Source organism: Pseudomonas sp. TE21435, assembly GCF_056279265.1.
In genome coordinates this window covers 3282436-3297516 of sequence record NZ_JBWBQZ010000001.1, presented here as the reverse complement: position 1 = coordinate 3297516, position 15081 = coordinate 3282436, and the positions used below count along the sequence as shown (strand labels likewise).

Below are 15081 nucleotides of genomic sequence, written 5' to 3'. Positions count from 1 at the left end.
GGCAAGAGTCTGCCTGAGTATATGGCAGATTTTCAGCGTGCTGGCCGCACGGCAGGATGGCGGTCATGAATACCTTCCTGGCGTTTTATCAGAACATCGGTCCGGCGCTGTCATTGCTGGTGATCCTGACCTTCTTCCTGGCCGGCGCGGTCAAGGGCGTCATCGGCCTCGGGTTGCCGACCGTTGCCATGGGCTTGCTTGGCCTGGCTATGCCCCCGGCACAGGCAGCGGCGCTGCTGATCGTGCCATCGACCTTGACCAACCTCTGGCAGCTGGCGGCCGGCGGCCATCTGATCGCGCTGCTGCGCCGCCTGGGCGGGATGCTGGCGATGATCTTTATCGGCACCTTGCTTGGCAGCGCCTGGCTGGGGATCGACAGCGGTCCGTGGGCGGCCCATGGCCTGGGCGCCGCGTTGCTGGTCTATGCCCTCTATGGGCTGGTCGGCCCAGGGCTGCGCGTGGCCCCGGCCAGGGAGCCCTGGCTGGGGCCGCTCTGCGGGTTACTCACCGGTGTGGTGACGGCCGCCACCGGTGTGTTCGTCATGCCCGCGGTGCCCTACCTGCAGGGCCTGGGCCTGAGCCGCGACGAGCTGGTCCAGGCGCTGGGCCTGTCGTTCACCGTCTCGACCCTGGCCCTGGCGGTCGGCCTGGCCGGGCAGGATGCCCTGGGTGGCCAAGCCCTGGGGGCTTCACTGCTGGTGCTGGCCCCGGCGTTATTGGGCATGTTCGCTGGTCAGTGGCTGCGCGGGCGGATCGGCGCAGCGCTGTTCAAGCGCTGCTTCCTCATCGGCCTTGCGCTGCTGGGCGGGCACCTGCTGGTCAACGGCTAGCGGACGAAGCGCTGAGCATGTCGATCATCTGGATGTCGAAATCGCGCTCCAGGTAATCCATGCGTTTATCGAAGAATGCACGCATATGCGGCAGTGCCGAATGCACGTCCAGCGCGTCCTTGCTGGCCCACACCTCGAAAAACACGAACAGGCTCGGGTCTGCCTTGTCGCGCAGCATGTGGTACTCGATGCAGCCCGGTTCCTGGCGGCTCGGCTCCACGTATGGACGGAACAGCTGTTCGAAGGCCTCGGCCTGCTCCGGGCGGGTCTTGGCTTTGAGGATGAAGGCGTATTGCTCGGTCATGGGAAACGCTCTGTAAGGGGAGTGAGCAAATTCTAAATCAACAATATGTTTGCCATTCGTGATTTGCAGGCAAAAGAATTTTGCCCAGCCCTGGCTGTTTCCCCGGCGCCCGGTTGCCTAACCTGCCGGCAACTTCACTTACAGGGCTGACCCTCCCATGAAAAAGATTCTCCTGCTCAACGGCGGTAAACGCTTCGCCCATTCCGACGGCCGTCTCAACCAGACCCTGCACGATGCCGCACTGGCCCATCTGGACCGCGCCGGTTTCGATGTGAGGGAAACCTTCATCGACGGCGGTTACGACGTCCAGGCCGAGGTGGAGAAATTCCTCTGGGCGGACGTGGTGATCTACCAGATGCCGGGTTGGTGGATGGGCGCGCCATGGACCGTGAAGAAGTACATCGACGATGTGTTCACCGCCGGCCACGGCAGCCTGTACGCCAATGATGGCCGTACCCGCTCCGACGCCTCGCAGAAGTACGGCAGCGGTGGCCTGGTGCAGGGCAAGCAATACATGCTGTCGCTGACCTGGAACGCGCCGCAGCAGGCGTTCGATGACCCCAGCGATTTCTTCGAGGGCAAGGGCGTGGACGCGGTGTATTTCCCGTTCCACAAGGCCAACCAGTTCCTCGGCATGAGCGGGTTGCCGACCTTCCTCGCCGTCGATGTGATGAAGCGGCCGGATGTGCCAGCGGCGCTGGCGGCTTATGAGCAGCATCTGGACCAGGTGTTTGGCAAGGCTCAATGACAGTGCGGCTCCAACTGTCTTGGTGTTCCTGCACGGGCCTCTCGCCGGCAAGCCGGCTCCCACAAAATGGCGCATGGCTCAAGGCTGAGGCGCACGGTGTGGGAGCCGGCTTGCCGGCGAAAGGGACGCGTAGCGGCCCCTTGCGCGGTTGCTGCCCAACCGCTATGAATCACGGCATCCACCTGCCAAGGCCATCCGCGTGAAAACCCGATCCGAAGAACTCCAGGTATTTGTCGCCGTCATCGACAGCGGCTCGATCTCCGCCGCCGCGGAGCAGATCGGCCAGACGCCCTCCGCAGTCAGCCGCACCCTGTCGCGCCTGGAGGGCAAGCTCGGCACCACGCTGGTCAACCGCACCACGCGGCGCATGGACCTGACCGAGGAAGGGCGCTTCTTCCTGGAGCGCGCTCGGGCGATCCTCGAGCAGATGGACGACATGGAAGAGCGCCTGTCGCTGAACCGCCAGACCCCGACCGGGCGCCTGCGCATCAACGCCGCCGCGCCGTTCATGCTGCACGCGATCCTGCCGTGGATCGGCGAGTTCCGTCAGCAGTACCCCGGCATCGAGCTGGAGCTGAACACCGACGACCTGATCATCGACCTGCTGGAGCAGAGCACCGACGTGGCCATCCGCATCGGCGAACTGGCCGACTCCAGCCTGCACGCCCGTTCGCTCGGCTGCAGCCCGGTGCAGGTGCTTGCCAGCCCCGACTACCTGGCCCGGCATGGCACGCCGCAGCGGGTCGAGGACCTCGAGGCCCATTGCCTGCTCGGCTTCAGCTCCCTCGAGTCGCTCAACCAGTGGCCACTGCGCCATGCCCAGGGTGACCGCTGGGCGATCCGCCCGCAGCTGGTCGCCTCGAGCGGCGAGACCCTGCGCCAGCTGGCCATCGCCGGCGAGGGCATCGTCAGCCTGTCGCACTTCATGACCCACGAGGACATCCGCGCCGGCCGCCTGAACGTGATCCTCGCCGAGCACAACAATGGCTATCGCCAGCCGATCCACGCGGTCTACTACCGCAACACCCAGCTGGCCCTGCGCATCCAGTGCTTCCTCGATTTCATCCAGAAAAAGCTGGCGGTCTACGCCTGCTGAGTTGCCTGAACGCGACAGGGTCTGCCCGTCGGCGGCGCGAAACGACCGGGGTGTTTGCTTAGTTACAGGGCTTCGGCCTTAATGACTGATCAACAAAAACAACACCAAGGAAGTGCGCATGCGTATTGTCATGTTCCAGCCCCTGGCCCTCGGGGCCGCGATCCTGAGCTGCTCCTCCGCCTTTGCCGTGACGCTGGAAGGCGGCGCGGTGGCCGCGCCTGATCAATATGGCGCACAGGTGGCCGCCGACATCCTCAAGAAGGGCGGCAACGCGGTGGACGCCGCCGTCGCCACCGCCTTCACCCTGGCCGTGACCTACCCCGAGGCCGGCAACATCGGCGGCGGTGGCTTCATGACCCTGTTCGTCGACGGCAAACCCTACTTCCTCGACTACCGCGAAGTGGCGCCCAAGGCCGCGACCAAGACCATGTACCTGGACGACAAGGGCGAGGTGATCGAGAACCTCAGCCTGGTCGGCGTGCGCGCCGCCGGTGTGCCGGGCACGGTGATGGGGCTGTGGGAGGCGCACCAGAAGTTCGGCAAGCTCAAGTGGAGCGAGCTGCTGACACCTGCCATCGGCTACGCGCAGAACGGTTTCAAGATTGCCCAGAAACAGTACCAGTACCGCGACGACGCCCAGGGTCTGTTCAAGACCGCGACCAACTTCAACGACTACTTCGGCAGCATGAAGGTCGGCGAGCTGTTCAAGCAGCCGGAGCTGGCGCAGACCCTCGAGCGCATTGCCGACAAGGGCGTCAGCGAGTTCTACCAGGGCAAGACCGCCGACTTGCTGGTGGCGCAGATGCAGGCCGACAAGGGCCTGATCAGCAAGGACGACCTCAAGGACTACAAGGCTGTGTGGCGCGACCCGATCGCCATCAATTGGCGCGGCAACGTGGTCTACACCGCGCCGCCGCCAAGCTCAGGCGGCGTCGCCTTGGCCCAGCTGCTGGGCATCAAGGAAGACCGCGCGGCGGACTTCAAGGGCGTCGAGCACAACTCTGCCAAGTACATCCACCTGCTGGCCGAAATCGAGAAGCGCGTGTTCGCCGACCGCGCCGACTATCTCGGCGATCCGGCCTTCACCAAGGTCCCGGTCGACCAACTGGTGGCCAAGGATTACCTGGCCAAGCGTGCCGCCCAGGTCAATCCGAACGCGATTTCCGCAACCGACCAGGTCAAACCGGGGCTGGAGCCGCACCAGACTACGCACTTCTCCATCGTCGACAAGCAGGGCAACGCGGTGAGCAACACCTACACCCTCAACCTCGACTACGGCAGCGGCGTGGTGGTCAAGGGCGCGGGCTTCTTGCTCAACGACGAGATGGACGACTTCAGCGCCAAGCCGGGCGCGGCCAACGCCTTTGGCGTGGTCGGCGGCGACGCCAATGCCATCGCGCCGGGCAAGCGCATGCTCTCGTCGATGAGCCCGAGCCTGGTGGCGCGTGACGGCAAGGTGGTGCTGGTGCTGGGCACCCCGGGCGGTTCGCGGATCTTCACCTCGATCTTCCAGGTGATGAACAACCTGTACGACTTCGGCATGCCGCTGGAGAAGGCCGTGGCGGCGCAGCGCGTGCATCACCAGTTGCTGCCCAAGGACACCATCTACTTCGACAGCTATGCGCCGCTCAAGGGGCAGGTGGCTGACGACCTGAAGAAGATGGGCTACGTGCTGGAGGACCAGGGCTGGGAGATGGGCGACATCCAGGCGATCCGGGTGACCGGCGAGAAGCTGGAGACGGCGTCTGATCCGCGTGGGCGTGGTGTGGGGATGATCGTCAAGTAACAGCAGTCGGGGCTGCTGTGCAGCCCATCGCCGGCAAGCCGGCTTCCACAGGGATAGCGCTTGACTTGAAGGCAGCGCGGTCGGTGTGGGAGCCGGCTTGTCGTGGCGACGAACCGCGGCGATGGGCCGCGCAGCGGCCCCGTTGTTACCTATGTCAGACGCGGAACTGGCTGACCAGGGTCTGCAGGTGGCCACCCAGGCGCGCCAGCTCGACGCTGGAAGCGGCGGTCTCGTCGCTGGCCGCGGCGGTCTGTTCCGACACGTCGCGCACGTTGAGGATGCTGCGGCTGATCTCTTCGGCCACGGCGCTCTGCTGCTCGGCGGCGGCGGCGATCTGCTGGTTCATCGACTGGATGTTCGACACCGTACGGGTGATGCTCTCCAGCGAACCACCGGCCTTGCGTGCCAGCTCGACACTGCTGTCGGTCAGGTTGCGGCTGCCGTTCATCACCTCGGCGACCTGCTGGGTGCCGTGCTGCAGGCTGGCGATCAGGCCTTCGATTTCCTCGGTGGACTGCTGGGTGCGCTGGGCCAGGCCACGCACCTCGTCGGCGACCACGGCGAAACCACGCCCGGCCTCGCCGGCACGGGCCGCCTCGATGGCGGCGTTGAGCGCCAGCAGGTTGGTCTGCTCGGCGACCGACTTGATCACGTCCATGACGCTGCCGATCTTCTGGCTTTCCTGCTGCAGCAGGGTCATGGCCTCGGTGGAACGGTGCACTTCGTGGGCCAGGCGCTCGATCTGGCTGATCGCTTCACCCACTACCTTGTCGCCAACACGGGCTTCGTCGTCGGCGTTGGTCGCGGCATGGGAGGCTTGTTCGGCGTTGCGCGCGACTTCCTGCACGGTGGCGGCCATTTCGTGCATGGCGGTGGCCACCTGGTCGGTCTCGACCTTCTGGCTGTTGGCGCCGGCGCTGGTCTGCTCGGTCACCGCCGACAGCTCCTCGGCGGCGCTGGCGATCTGGGTCACGCCGTCGCGGATGCCGGTGATCAGGTCACGCAGGGTGGTGCCCATGCGTGCGATGCCTTGCTGCAGGGCACCCAGTTCGTCGCGGCGGGTGACGCGCAGTTGCTGGGTGAGGTCGCCGCTGGCGATGCGGTTGACCACGTCCATGGTCTCGCGCAGCGGGCGGGTGATCTGGCGGGTGATGATGAACGCGGCGAGCACGCCGACCAGCAGCGCCAGCAGGGTGGCGGAAGTCTGCAGGCTGCGGGCCTGGACGCTTTCGGCGTCACGGCGCTCGATCTGGATCTTGTACAGCTCGTCGCTGCGCTTGACGATGTCGGCGCCCTGCACGGTCATTTCAGCACGGGCCACGCCAATGGCGGCAGTGGCGTCGCGGAACTGACGCACGGCGTCGCGGTAGGCGAGCACGGCGCTTTCGAATTGCTGGATGCGCGAGGCTTCGGCCGGCAGCTGGCGCTTGAGGCTGTCGATTTCGTTGAGGGCGTTTTCCAGCTGGCGCAGGGCGGCCTGCTCGGCTTCGCTGGTCAGGTCGGCGATGTAGCTGCGCACGTCCAGGCGCACTTGCACCAGCTGCTGCTTGGCCTTGCTGATCAGCAGGTACTGGGCCAGGCGGCTGGCGTCGCTTTCGCTGCTGGACAGCACGGTGCTGCTGATCGCCTCGATGGCGTCATTGGCGCGGGCCGCGGCCTGGTTCATCGACTCGCGGGCTGCGAGGGTGGTCTTGTAGCCCTGGCGCATCTTTTCCAGCGAAACCCGGTATTCGCTGATGCTCTGGCCCTGCTCGCGCAGCAGCTTGAGGTTTTCGGGGCTCTTGAAGGTGTTGACCAGGTGCTGCTGCTGGCTGCCGAAGGCGTCGAGCTTGGCCTGGACGTTGGCCGCCGAGGCGTCGTCGCCGTTGGTCAGCATCCACTGCAGACGGGCCACGCGCAGGTTGGTCAGGTCACTGTTGAGCTGGGTGATGTCGCTCATCCAGTTGCTGCGGTCGATAAGGCTGCCCAGGCTGTTCCAGCCGGTCAGGGCCAGCAGGCCGGTCAGGACCAGGACCAGGCCGAAGCCCAGGCCGAGTTTGAGGTTGACGCTGATATTGGCGAACCAACTGTTCATGCACGCTCTCCCAGAGAATGATTTCGCTCACTTGATCTCAAAAGCTGGGCGTTGTTGTTGTCAGATAGCCCGCAGATTTGTGTAGGACTTATCGGCAAAGAGGGGAGAAGCTGAAACGCTTTTTCAGCAAATTTGTAACTTGTTGAATACGTTTATGTTTTTGACGTTGTCATTCGCGGGTGAGCCGGCTCCACGGCAGGAGCCGGCTCGCCGCCGATGGCGATTTCAGAGGCTACGCGCGCTGAACGTGTCGCACTGGTTCAGGTCGCCGCTGGAAAACCCGGCCTTGAACCAGCGCACGCGCTGCTGCGAGGTACCATGGGTGAACGAGTCGGGCACCACGCGGCCCTGGCCCTGCTGTTGCAGCCGATCGTCACCGATGGCGTTGGCGGCATTCAATGCCTCCTCGACGTCTCCCGGCTCCAGCCAGTTCAGGCGTTTCTGCGCCTGGTAGGCCCAGACCCCGGCCAGGCAGTCGGCCTGCAGCTCCTGGCGCACCAGCAGGCCATTGTCGCCTTCCATGCGCTGGCCATTGCGCCGTGCGGCGTCGACCTTGGCCGAGACGCCGAGCAGGGTTTGCACGTGGTGGCCGATCTCGTGGGCGATCACATAGGCCTGGGCGAAGTCGCCGGCGGCCTTGAAGCGGGTTTCCATTTCGCGGAAGAAGGTCATGTCCAGGTACACGCGCTGGTCGCCGGGGCAATAGAACGGCCCGACCGCCGAGGAGGCGAAGCCGCAGGCGGAGTTGACCTGGCCGCTGAACAGCACCAGCTTGGGGTCGCGGTACTGTTTGCCGGCCTGGGCGAACAGCGCCTTCCAGGTGTCCTCGGTGTCGCCGAGGACCGAGGCGACGAACTCGGCCTGCTCGTCGTTGGCCGGCGGTGCCTTGCCGTCGACGTTGGCCGGGGCGGTCTGTTGCTGTTCCATCTGCCCGGCCAGCTGGCCGAGGATCTGCAGCGGGTCTTGCCCGGTGAGCCAGCCAATGCCCACGATCAGCAGGATGGCGCCGAGCCCAAGGCCCTTGCCGCCGCCGAAACGCATGCCGCCGCCACCCCCTGCGCCGCGGGCATCGACCACGTTGTCGCTGCGTCGGCCTTTTCGCCATTCCATGTAGAGCTCTCCGGTTGCTGAAACATGAAGTCCAAGATTAGTTCAGCGCTGACCGAGGTGTATCCCCCGTCGCTGATGCATAACCAAATGGTTATGCCTGGGGCCGCTGAATTCAATATTCATCCCTTCGCACCTGCCGGAAACTGCAAGTCCGCCTGCCACGCCCAGGCGTTCGATAATTCCAAGAGAGGAAACCGGCATGCCCGCCCAGGACACCAGCCGCTTCGTGATCCGTGATCGCAACTGGCACCCCAAGGCCTTCACCCCCGACTACAAGACCTCGGTGGCGCGCTCCCCGCGCCAGGCGCTGGTCAGCATCCCGCAGTCGATCAGCGAAAGCACCGGCCCGGACTTTTCCCACCTGCGCTTCGGCGAGCACGACCATGACCTGCTGCTCAACTTCAACCAGGGTGGCCTGCCCATCGGCGAGCGCATCATCGTTGCCGGGCGGGTGGTCGACCAGTACGGCAAGCCGGTGCCCAACACCCTGGTGGAAATGTGGCAGGCCAATGCCGGTGGCCGTTACCGGCACAAGAACGACCGCTACCTGGCACCGCTGGACCCGAACTTCGGCGGTGTCGGCCGCTGCCTGACCGACCCCGACGGCTATTACAGTTTCCGCACCATCAAGCCCGGCCCGTACCCCTGGCGCAACGGCCCCAACGACTGGCGCCCGGCGCATATCCATTTCTCCATCAGCGGCCCGTCGATCGCCACCAAGCTGATCACCCAGTTGTACTTCGAGGGCGACCCGCTGATCCCGCTGTGCCCGATCGTCAAGTCGATCGCCAACCCGTACGCCGTCGAACGGCTGATCGCCAGGCTCGACATGAGCCATGCCAACCCTATGGATTGCCTGGCATACCGCTTTGACATCGTCCTGCGCGGCCAGCGCCAGACCTACTTCGAAAACCGCTGAGGAGGCCCGTCATGCCTATCGAACTGCTGCCGGAAACCCCTTCGCAGACTGCCGGCCCCTATGTGCACATCGGCCTTGCCCTGGAGGCGGCCGGCAACCCGACCCGTGACCAGGAAATCTGGAACTGCCTGGCCCGGCCCGATGCCCCGGGCGAGCATATCCTGCTGATCGGCCAGGTGTACGACGGCAATGGCCACCTGGTGCGCGACTCGTTCCTGGAGGTGTGGCAGGCCGACGCCGAGGGGCGCTACCAGGACGAGTACCACCTCGAGAACGCCTTCAACAGCTTCGGGCGCACCGCCACCACCTTCGATGCCGGCGAATGGACCCTGCACACGGTCAAGCCGGGGGTGGTGAACAACGCCGCAGGCGTGCCGATGGCCCCGCACATCAACATCAGCCTGTTTGCCCGGGGCATCAACATCCACCTGCATACCCGGCTGTACTTCGATGACGAAGCCGAGGCGAACGCCAGCTGTCCGGTGCTGAACCTGATCGAGCAGCCGCAGCGGCGCGAGACCTTGATCGCCCGGCGCTGTGAAGTGGACGGCAAGACGGCGTACCGCTTCGACATCCGTATCCAGGGCGAGGGGGAGACGGTGTTCTTCGACTTCTGACGCCCCCGGTCGGCAAGCCCGGCAACACTGGCCGGGCTTGCCGCTTGTACTAATGAGTTACGACTAGTCCTTTCGTGTCGCATCGCTGCGCGCGTCGTCAAACCACTGAAATTCTGGTTGTTTTCCCGCCCTCATTGCCCCTGCCACAGGTACTAACACCAAGTTGTGAGCTACCCGATTCGGCGCCGTGCGCTTTCACTGCTGTTGTAAGCAAAACAATCAGCAGCAGCGGGAGTCCTTCCATGAACACTCAAGCGTGGATCAAGGCGGCAACGGCGCTGACGATGGCCGTGAGTCTGGGCCTTGCCGGTTGCAGCAGCGGCGGCGGCGGGCATCACAGCGAGGTCGATGGTTCGTCGTCCGATAGCGGCGCGGGGGCCGGAGCCGGTGGTGGCGGGGGCGATGGTACGGGCGGCAGTGGTGGAGGCGGTAGCGGTGGCACCACGACCCCCGGTGATGGCAGCGCCGGTACCGGTGGCGGCGGTGGCACTGGCGGCGGCAGCACCCCTGGTGGCGGTGATGGTGGCACGGGCGGTGGTACCACACCCACTGCGCTGGTCACCGGCCAGGTGGTCGACCAGTTGGGCAACACCGTGTCCGGGGTCGGTGACGGCGTGAGCAATCTCGGCCAGGTGATCGGTTCGCTGCCCGTTGCCGGCAGTACCTCGCTGACCGGTGGCGTGGGGACGCTGGTGTCTTCCGCCGGCAACGCCGTGAACAGCGTCGGAGGCGGCTTGAGCGAGGGCCTGGGGCAACTGGGTACCGGCAACAATGCCGTGGGCACCACGGTGGGCGTGGTCGGTGCGGCCACCGCCGACCTGGGCGGCGGTGTCTCCGGCCTTGGCCAGGGCGTGGCCGGGCTGGCCAGTAGCGGGCCGGTCGAGCAGGTGCCGGTGGTCAACCAACTGGTTGCCGGGGCCGGTCAAGGCGTCGACCGGGTCGGCCAGGCTGTGACCATGCTCGGTGACACCCTGTCGCCGGTCGGCACCAGCGGCCCGCTCGCCGGGGCGACCCAAGGCGTGAGCGATGCCTTGGTGCCGGTGGTCTCGCTGGTGGAAAACACGGCGGCCAATGCCACGCGGCAGACCGGGCTCGCCGGTCCGCTGAACCAGGCGCTGAACCAGACCGGTGGTGCCCTGAACCAGGCCGGCCAGCAACTGGCGGGTAACGGCAACCCGTTGAGCAGCACGCTCGGGCAAGCGGTGGCCAATACCGGCACCGCGGTCAGCACGGCGAGCGGGCTGGCCCCTGTTACCGGCGGCCCACGCAGCGGCCTGCTGGAAACCGTCGGCGGCGTGGTGGCCGGTGCCGGCAGTGGCCTGACGGCAAGCACCGCCAGCCCGACCGTGAGCGGTATCGGCGGCACTTCGGTGCAGGCGGGCAATACCGTCGCCAGCCTGGGCACGGTGCTCGGTGGCAACGGCGTGGCCAACAGTGCTGCCGGGGCGCCGGTCGCGGCGCTGACCCAACAGGTGGGCAGCGGCCTCAACCCGGTGGTCGCCGGTGTATCCAGCGTGACTCAGCAAGTCGGCGCCAGTACCGGCGTCGGCGCACCCGTGGCGGGGTTGCTGAACCAGGTCGGCGGCGCGGTGGGCTCTGCCGGTACGCAACTGGCCGGTGCCACAGGCAGCCCCGTCGTCAGCCAGGTCGGTGCGACAGTGACCGCAGTCGGGGCCACGCTCGGTCAGGCGGGCACCTTGGTCAATGGCGGCGGCACACCGGTCAGTGGTCTTGGTGGCGCGCTGAGTGGTGTGTCAGGGGCTCTGGCAGGCGGGCAGCGCTGACGCCACGGGCTACGCTCAAGGTGAGTGAGACCGACCGGCGCGCCGTTCGCCGGTCGGTCATCCCGCCATCCGTGGATCATGGAGTGTCCGAATGCGCCGATTGCTGCTGACGATGCTGGGGCTGTCCGCAGCCTGTCTGGCCCGGGGCGAACCCCTGCCGAGTTTCCTCAACAGCAACGAGACCGAACGCCGCCTGCCCACGCCCAACCTGCCGGTGGATGCCTACCGTCCCGACCAGCCCGGCTTGCGTGTGCCCAGCGTGGACACTTCGCGGCAACCACCGTTGCTGATGAATACCCGGGTGGCGGTGCGCAAGGTGCGTTTCGAAGGCGGCACCGTTTACCCCCTGAGCGATCTGCGCGAGCATTTCCAGCCGGTGATCGGGCGCGAGGTCACGCTCGCCGAGCTGATCGAGACCACCCGCCGCCTCACCCAACGCTACCAGCAGGACGGCTACCTGCTGTCATACGCCTACCTGCCACCCCAGGACTTCGCCGATGGCCGGGTGCGCGTGGTGCTGGTGGAAGGCTACATCCACGACTATCAGATCGAGGGTGATATCGGCGCGGCGCGGGCCTATCTGGAGCAACTGCTGGACCGGCTCAAAGCCGAGCGTCCGCTGACCCGCGAAAGCTTCGAGCGCTATACCAGCCTGGCCGGGCGCATCCCCGGGATGACGTTCCAGGCCCAGGTGCCGCCCCCGGCGACCACCGACGGCGCGACCCGCCTGCTCGCCCAGGTCTCGCGCAAGCCGATCACCACCACCTTGAGCCTCAATGACGGCAGCCGCGACGACCTGCAGGCGCTGCTGGGCGCCAGCAGCAACGCGCAGACCCGCTTCGCCGAACAATTGAGCGCCAGCGTGCTGGTACCGCCCGGCGAGGACAAGGAGCATTACTACCGCCTCGACTACAGCCAGTTCCTCGATGCCGAAGGCTCGAAGCTGCTGTTGTCGGCTTCGCGCTATCGCAGCGACCCCAAGGCGCGCATCCGTCTGGACAATGGCATCGACCTGACCCAGCACCGCGAGAACGAACGCTACTCGGTGGGCATCAGCCAATCGCTGATCGCCTCGCCCAGTGAATGGCTGGAGGTGGTCGGGCGCTTCTACGTGGTCAACGACCGCATCGATTACCAGGTGGTGGGCTTCCCCCTGCGCCTGGACAGCGAGACCGACATCCGCGCGCTGTCCTTCGAAGGCGACTGGCGCAAGGCCGAGGCGCGCCGCCTGCGGATTATCAGTGCCGGTGTCTACCAGGGGTTGGATCGCCTTGGCGCCAACACCAATGCCGACTACGACCTGGACTTCCTGCGCCTGCGGGTCTCGGGCGTGCAGAGCGACAACTTCAGCGACAACTGGCAGGGCGTGGCATCGGCAGCGGCCTACTGGAGCAACGACAGCCTGCCCGACAGCGAGCGGGCAGTGTTCGGCGGGCAGAACTTCGGGCGCGGCTACCCCAGCGACCAGGGCTCCGGTGACAAGGGCTGGGGGCTGGCCTACGAGCTCAACTACAGTTTCCGGCGCGACACTGGCTGGCTCAAGGTCGTGCAGCCCTACGTGGCGCTCGACACCGCGCGGGCCTGGTTCAACGCGCTGGACGTACGCGACTCGAAGATGTCGTCGGCGGCGCTGGGGCTGCGCTTTGGCGATATGCGCTACTACAACATCGCGGTGGAGGTGGCCAAGCCGATGTCGGACATGGCGCTGGACAGCTTCAACCGGCGGCCACGGCTGAACCTGAGTTTCAGTTATCAATTGTAAGGGGGAGCTGTGGCCCCCCCATCGCCGGCAAGCCGGCTCCCACACTGATCGCGCACAGTCTCAGGTCGAGCGCTTTCCTTGTGGGAGCCGGCTTGCCGGCGATGCGCCGCGTCAGCGGCGCCTTCTGTAAGGGCGTTGTACGGTGCCAAGTCCGGCGTTATTTCACCGCCTGCATCAACGGCTTGGGAAACAGATTCTCCAGCGTCTCGAGCAGGCGGGCGTGATAGATCGGCTTGCGGAACAGGTCGAGTACCTGCAGCCGCAGCAGGTCGCTGACATCGTCCATGTCGGCATGCCCGGACATGACGATCACCGGCAAATGCTGGCGCGCGGTATGTTCGCGCAGGCGCTGGACCAGGCCCAGGCCACTTTCCTCGGGCATGCGCAGGTCGGTGATCACCAGGGCGACATCGGGGTGGCGGGTCAGCTGTTGCAGGGCGGACCTGACCGAGGTGGCGGTGTGACAACAGAAGCCTTCGTTTTCCAGCAGCTCGGCCAGCTCCAGCAAGGCCTCCTCCTCGTCGTCCACCAGCAGGATCTGTTGACGCAAGGAAGAGGTCGGCATGCTTGGCTCCGGGCGGTTGGACTACACGTCTCGCTGGCGCGGTGCGGTCACTGGGTGATCGCGGTCTGGATCTTGGTCATGATCTCCGACACTTCGGTGGAGATGGGGGTGACGAAGCCGGCCAGTACCACGGCGACCATGGCCGCGATCACCGCGTATTCGATACCGGAGGCGCCGTCCTTGCGCTGGAGGAAGGTCTTCACGTGGAGGAGGATCTGTTGCAGCAGCATGGCACGTCTCCTTGCGCTCGATGGGCGCCGGTCGGAGGGGCTTGATAAGTGATACCCCTTTGCCATCAGAGCATCGCCAAGCCGTGGCGGCCTGCAAATGTAAAAAAGCATTAATCCAAAAGTATTGGTTGGAATTGGCGGCGCTAAGTTTTTGTTTTGTCGGTGCGTCAATTTCGTGGCTCGAAAAAACCAGCACAGGTAATGGCGAAAGATTGCGCCTCAGCTACCGTCCAATAGCGAAATAGTTACTTTTTGCCATCATTGGTCCCGGGCGTAAGGGAGAGCGCAGATGAGCAGTCGCCTGACCATGATCCTCGCCGGCCTGTTCCTGCTCGCGGCCTTGCTCGCGGGGTACTGGGGTCTGCGCCTTAGCCGTCCGCCCGAGCCTGCGCCGGCCCCTCTCACCCCACCCGGCGAGGCCGCCATCCCGGCCGCTGTCGTACCCGCCGCGCCCCCGGAACCCCCACGCTCGCCCATCGTGGTCCTGCGCAGGGCGGTCGCGGCCAACACCCCCTTGAGCGAGGAGGATGTGCTCCTGGAGCGTCTGCAGGTGGTGCCGGCCGGTGCTTTCCAGCAACTGGACCAGGTGCTCGGGCGCAGCAGTGCCCGCCCCCTTGCGGCGGGCAGTTGGCTCGACGAGTCGAGCTTCCAGGCTGGCGGCCCCCTGGCGCGGATGATTCGCCCCCACGAACGGGCGGTCGCGGTGGCCATCGACGATGTGATAGGTGCCGCCGGGCAACTGCGCCCAGGCGATTATGTCGACGTGCTGCTGTTCCTGCGTGAAGAAAACAACAACCCGCAAGCCTCCGCCCAGGTCGTGCTGCCGGCCTTGCGCGTGCTCAGTGTCGACCAGCAGACGGGCCTGGCCAACGATGGGCGTCCGGCCCAGAGCGCCGAAGAGCAGAAGGCCCGCCGCGACCAGCAGTCCATTGCCAGCAACCCTGTGCGCACCGTGGGCCTGGCCGTGCCCGAGGCCCTGGCCAGCCGGCTGATGCTGGCGGCCCAGGCCGGGACGCTGCGCCTGGCGGTGCGCAGTGCCGACGAGCCGCTGCTGGCCGGGTATTGGTCCGGCCAGGATGCCAGCCCGCAACTGGAAACGGCCAACCGCAACCTCTACCGCTTCAGCCAGCTGTCCCAGGTGCCCCTGGCCAGCCAGGCGGCGGCCGCGGCGGCTGGCGCGCCGACCATGCAGATCATCCGCGGCGCGCAGAACGGCGACAACAACAAGACTCCCTGAACCGGCAAGGATGCGATCC

At 65.9% G+C, this 15081-nt stretch carries 14 protein-coding genes and 1 pseudogene; 9 read left to right on the top strand and 6 right to left on the bottom strand.

What is annotated here, in order from left to right:
* Window positions 1-65: 65 nt before the first annotated feature.
* Window positions 66-830 carry a sulfite exporter TauE/SafE family protein gene (locus ACZ9C1_RS14885; RefSeq protein WP_476254125.1) on the top strand — a complete coding sequence of 255 codons (765 nt, stop codon included), beginning with the start codon at window positions 66-68 and terminating at the stop codon, window positions 828-830.
* Here the strand turns inward: ACZ9C1_RS14885 and ACZ9C1_RS14880 are convergent.
* Entirely contained in the window at window positions 820-1134 is a 315-nt protein-coding gene (locus tag ACZ9C1_RS14880; RefSeq protein WP_457378755.1) for a putative quinol monooxygenase, read from the bottom strand. The two genes, ACZ9C1_RS14885 and ACZ9C1_RS14880, sit on opposite strands and share 11 nt — an antisense overlap.
* Window positions 1135-1291: 157 nt before the next feature.
* On the opposite strand from ACZ9C1_RS14880, the gene mdaB reads away from it, so the two are divergent.
* The 3 genes from mdaB (at window position 1292) to ggt (ending at window position 4764) form a co-directional block, all read left to right on the top strand.
* The gene (gene mdaB / locus ACZ9C1_RS14875; RefSeq protein WP_023631586.1) at window positions 1292-1882 is read left to right on the top strand and encodes an NADPH:quinone oxidoreductase MdaB; all 591 of its coding nucleotides are present in this window, start codon (window positions 1292-1294) and stop codon (window positions 1880-1882) included.
* A gap of 199 nt (window positions 1883-2081) precedes the next feature.
* The gene (locus ACZ9C1_RS14870) at window positions 2082-2978 is read left to right on the top strand and encodes a LysR family transcriptional regulator (RefSeq protein WP_046854125.1); all 897 of its coding nucleotides are present in this window, start codon (window positions 2082-2084) and stop codon (window positions 2976-2978) included.
* A gap of 118 nt (window positions 2979-3096) precedes the next feature.
* Window positions 3097-4764, top strand: coding sequence for a gamma-glutamyltransferase (gene ggt / locus ACZ9C1_RS14865; RefSeq protein WP_160290628.1), 1668 nt, complete (start codon window positions 3097-3099; stop codon window positions 4762-4764).
* Between the two features lie 154 nt (window positions 4765-4918).
* On the opposite strand, the gene ACZ9C1_RS14860 is transcribed toward ggt, so the two are convergent.
* From ACZ9C1_RS14860 to ypfJ, 3 genes and pseudogenes are all read right to left on the bottom strand, one after another.
* Complete coding sequence (locus ACZ9C1_RS14860; protein WP_371918342.1) at window positions 4919-5623, bottom strand: methyl-accepting chemotaxis protein; 705 nt, start codon at window positions 5621-5623, stop codon at window positions 4919-4921.
* Window positions 5624-5821: 198 nt separating this feature from the next.
* A pseudogene (locus tag ACZ9C1_RS14855) lies at window positions 5822-6703 on the bottom strand (methyl-accepting chemotaxis protein); the annotation flags it as partial.
* Between the two features lie 360 nt (window positions 6704-7063).
* The gene (gene ypfJ / locus ACZ9C1_RS14850) at window positions 7064-7948 is read right to left on the bottom strand and encodes a KPN_02809 family neutral zinc metallopeptidase (protein ID WP_111533347.1); all 885 of its coding nucleotides are present in this window, start codon (window positions 7946-7948) and stop codon (window positions 7064-7066) included.
* A 199-nt stretch (window positions 7949-8147) separates the two neighbouring features.
* Between ypfJ and pcaH the strand changes: the two genes are divergently transcribed.
* The 4 genes from pcaH to ACZ9C1_RS14830 all read left to right on the top strand — a co-directional run bounded on the left by pcaH (window position 8148) and on the right by ACZ9C1_RS14830 (window position 13030).
* Window positions 8148-8867 (top strand): protocatechuate 3,4-dioxygenase subunit beta, encoded by a 720-nt coding sequence (gene pcaH / locus ACZ9C1_RS14845; protein ID WP_476254124.1) that lies wholly within the window; start codon window positions 8148-8150, stop codon window positions 8865-8867.
* A gap of 11 nt (window positions 8868-8878) precedes the next feature.
* Window positions 8879-9484 (top strand): protocatechuate 3,4-dioxygenase subunit alpha, encoded by a 606-nt coding sequence (gene pcaG / locus ACZ9C1_RS14840; RefSeq protein ID WP_102684466.1) that lies wholly within the window; start codon window positions 8879-8881, stop codon window positions 9482-9484.
* Window positions 9485-9726: 242 nt separating this feature from the next.
* Entirely contained in the window at window positions 9727-11268 is a 1542-nt protein-coding gene (locus ACZ9C1_RS14835) for a collagen-like triple helix repeat-containing protein (protein WP_457378751.1), read from the top strand.
* Between the two features lie 91 nt (window positions 11269-11359).
* Window positions 11360-13030, top strand: a complete 1671-nt coding sequence (locus ACZ9C1_RS14830; RefSeq protein ID WP_457378750.1) for a ShlB/FhaC/HecB family hemolysin secretion/activation protein — start codon at window positions 11360-11362, stop codon at window positions 13028-13030.
* Window positions 13031-13187: 157 nt separating this feature from the next.
* Here the strand turns inward: ACZ9C1_RS14830 and ACZ9C1_RS14825 are convergent, their stop codons facing one another.
* Together ACZ9C1_RS14825 and ACZ9C1_RS14820 are read right to left on the bottom strand one after the other, a co-directional pair.
* Window positions 13188-13595 (bottom strand): response regulator, encoded by a 408-nt coding sequence (locus ACZ9C1_RS14825; RefSeq protein WP_046854132.1) that lies wholly within the window; start codon window positions 13593-13595, stop codon window positions 13188-13190.
* Window positions 13596-13642: 47 nt separating this feature from the next.
* On the bottom strand, window positions 13643-13825 hold the full coding sequence (locus ACZ9C1_RS14820) for a Flp family type IVb pilin (protein WP_111533356.1): 183 nt from the start codon (window positions 13823-13825) through the stop codon (window positions 13643-13645).
* A gap of 289 nt (window positions 13826-14114) precedes the next feature.
* On the opposite strand from ACZ9C1_RS14820, the gene cpaB reads away from it, so the two are divergent.
* Window positions 14115-15062 (top strand): Flp pilus assembly protein CpaB, encoded by a 948-nt coding sequence (cpaB, locus tag ACZ9C1_RS14815; RefSeq protein WP_476254123.1) that lies wholly within the window; start codon window positions 14115-14117, stop codon window positions 15060-15062.
* The last annotated feature ends 19 nt before the right edge of the window (window positions 15063-15081 follow it).

Coding starts and splice junctions, on each gene's coding strand:
- mdaB (WP_023631586.1), top strand. CDS start 1,292: ATGAAAAAGATTCTCCTGCTCAACGGCGGTAAACGCTTCGCCCATTCC.
- ACZ9C1_RS14880 (WP_457378755.1), bottom strand. CDS start 1,134: ATGACCGAGCAATACGCCTTCATCCTCAAAGCCAAGACCCGCCCGGAG.
- ACZ9C1_RS14830 (WP_457378750.1), top strand. CDS start 11,360: ATGCGCCGATTGCTGCTGACGATGCTGGGGCTGTCCGCAGCCTGTCTG.
- ACZ9C1_RS14825 (WP_046854132.1), bottom strand. CDS start 13,595: ATGCCGACCTCTTCCTTGCGTCAACAGATCCTGCTGGTGGACGACGAG.
- ACZ9C1_RS14820 (WP_111533356.1), bottom strand. CDS start 13,825: ATGCTGCTGCAACAGATCCTCCTCCACGTGAAGACCTTCCTCCAGCGC.
- ACZ9C1_RS14885 (WP_476254125.1), top strand. CDS start 66: ATGAATACCTTCCTGGCGTTTTATCAGAACATCGGTCCGGCGCTGTCA.
- ypfJ (WP_111533347.1), bottom strand. CDS start 7,948: ATGGAATGGCGAAAAGGCCGACGCAGCGACAACGTGGTCGATGCCCGC.
- ggt (WP_160290628.1), top strand. CDS start 3,097: ATGCGTATTGTCATGTTCCAGCCCCTGGCCCTCGGGGCCGCGATCCTG.
- ACZ9C1_RS14835 (WP_457378751.1), top strand. CDS start 9,727: ATGAACACTCAAGCGTGGATCAAGGCGGCAACGGCGCTGACGATGGCC.
- ACZ9C1_RS14860 (WP_371918342.1), bottom strand. CDS start 5,623: ATGGCCGCCACCGTGCAGGAAGTCGCGCGCAACGCCGAACAAGCCTCC.
- pcaG (WP_102684466.1), top strand. CDS start 8,879: ATGCCTATCGAACTGCTGCCGGAAACCCCTTCGCAGACTGCCGGCCCC.
- cpaB (WP_476254123.1), top strand. CDS start 14,115: ATGAGCAGTCGCCTGACCATGATCCTCGCCGGCCTGTTCCTGCTCGCG.
- pcaH (WP_476254124.1), top strand. CDS start 8,148: ATGCCCGCCCAGGACACCAGCCGCTTCGTGATCCGTGATCGCAACTGG.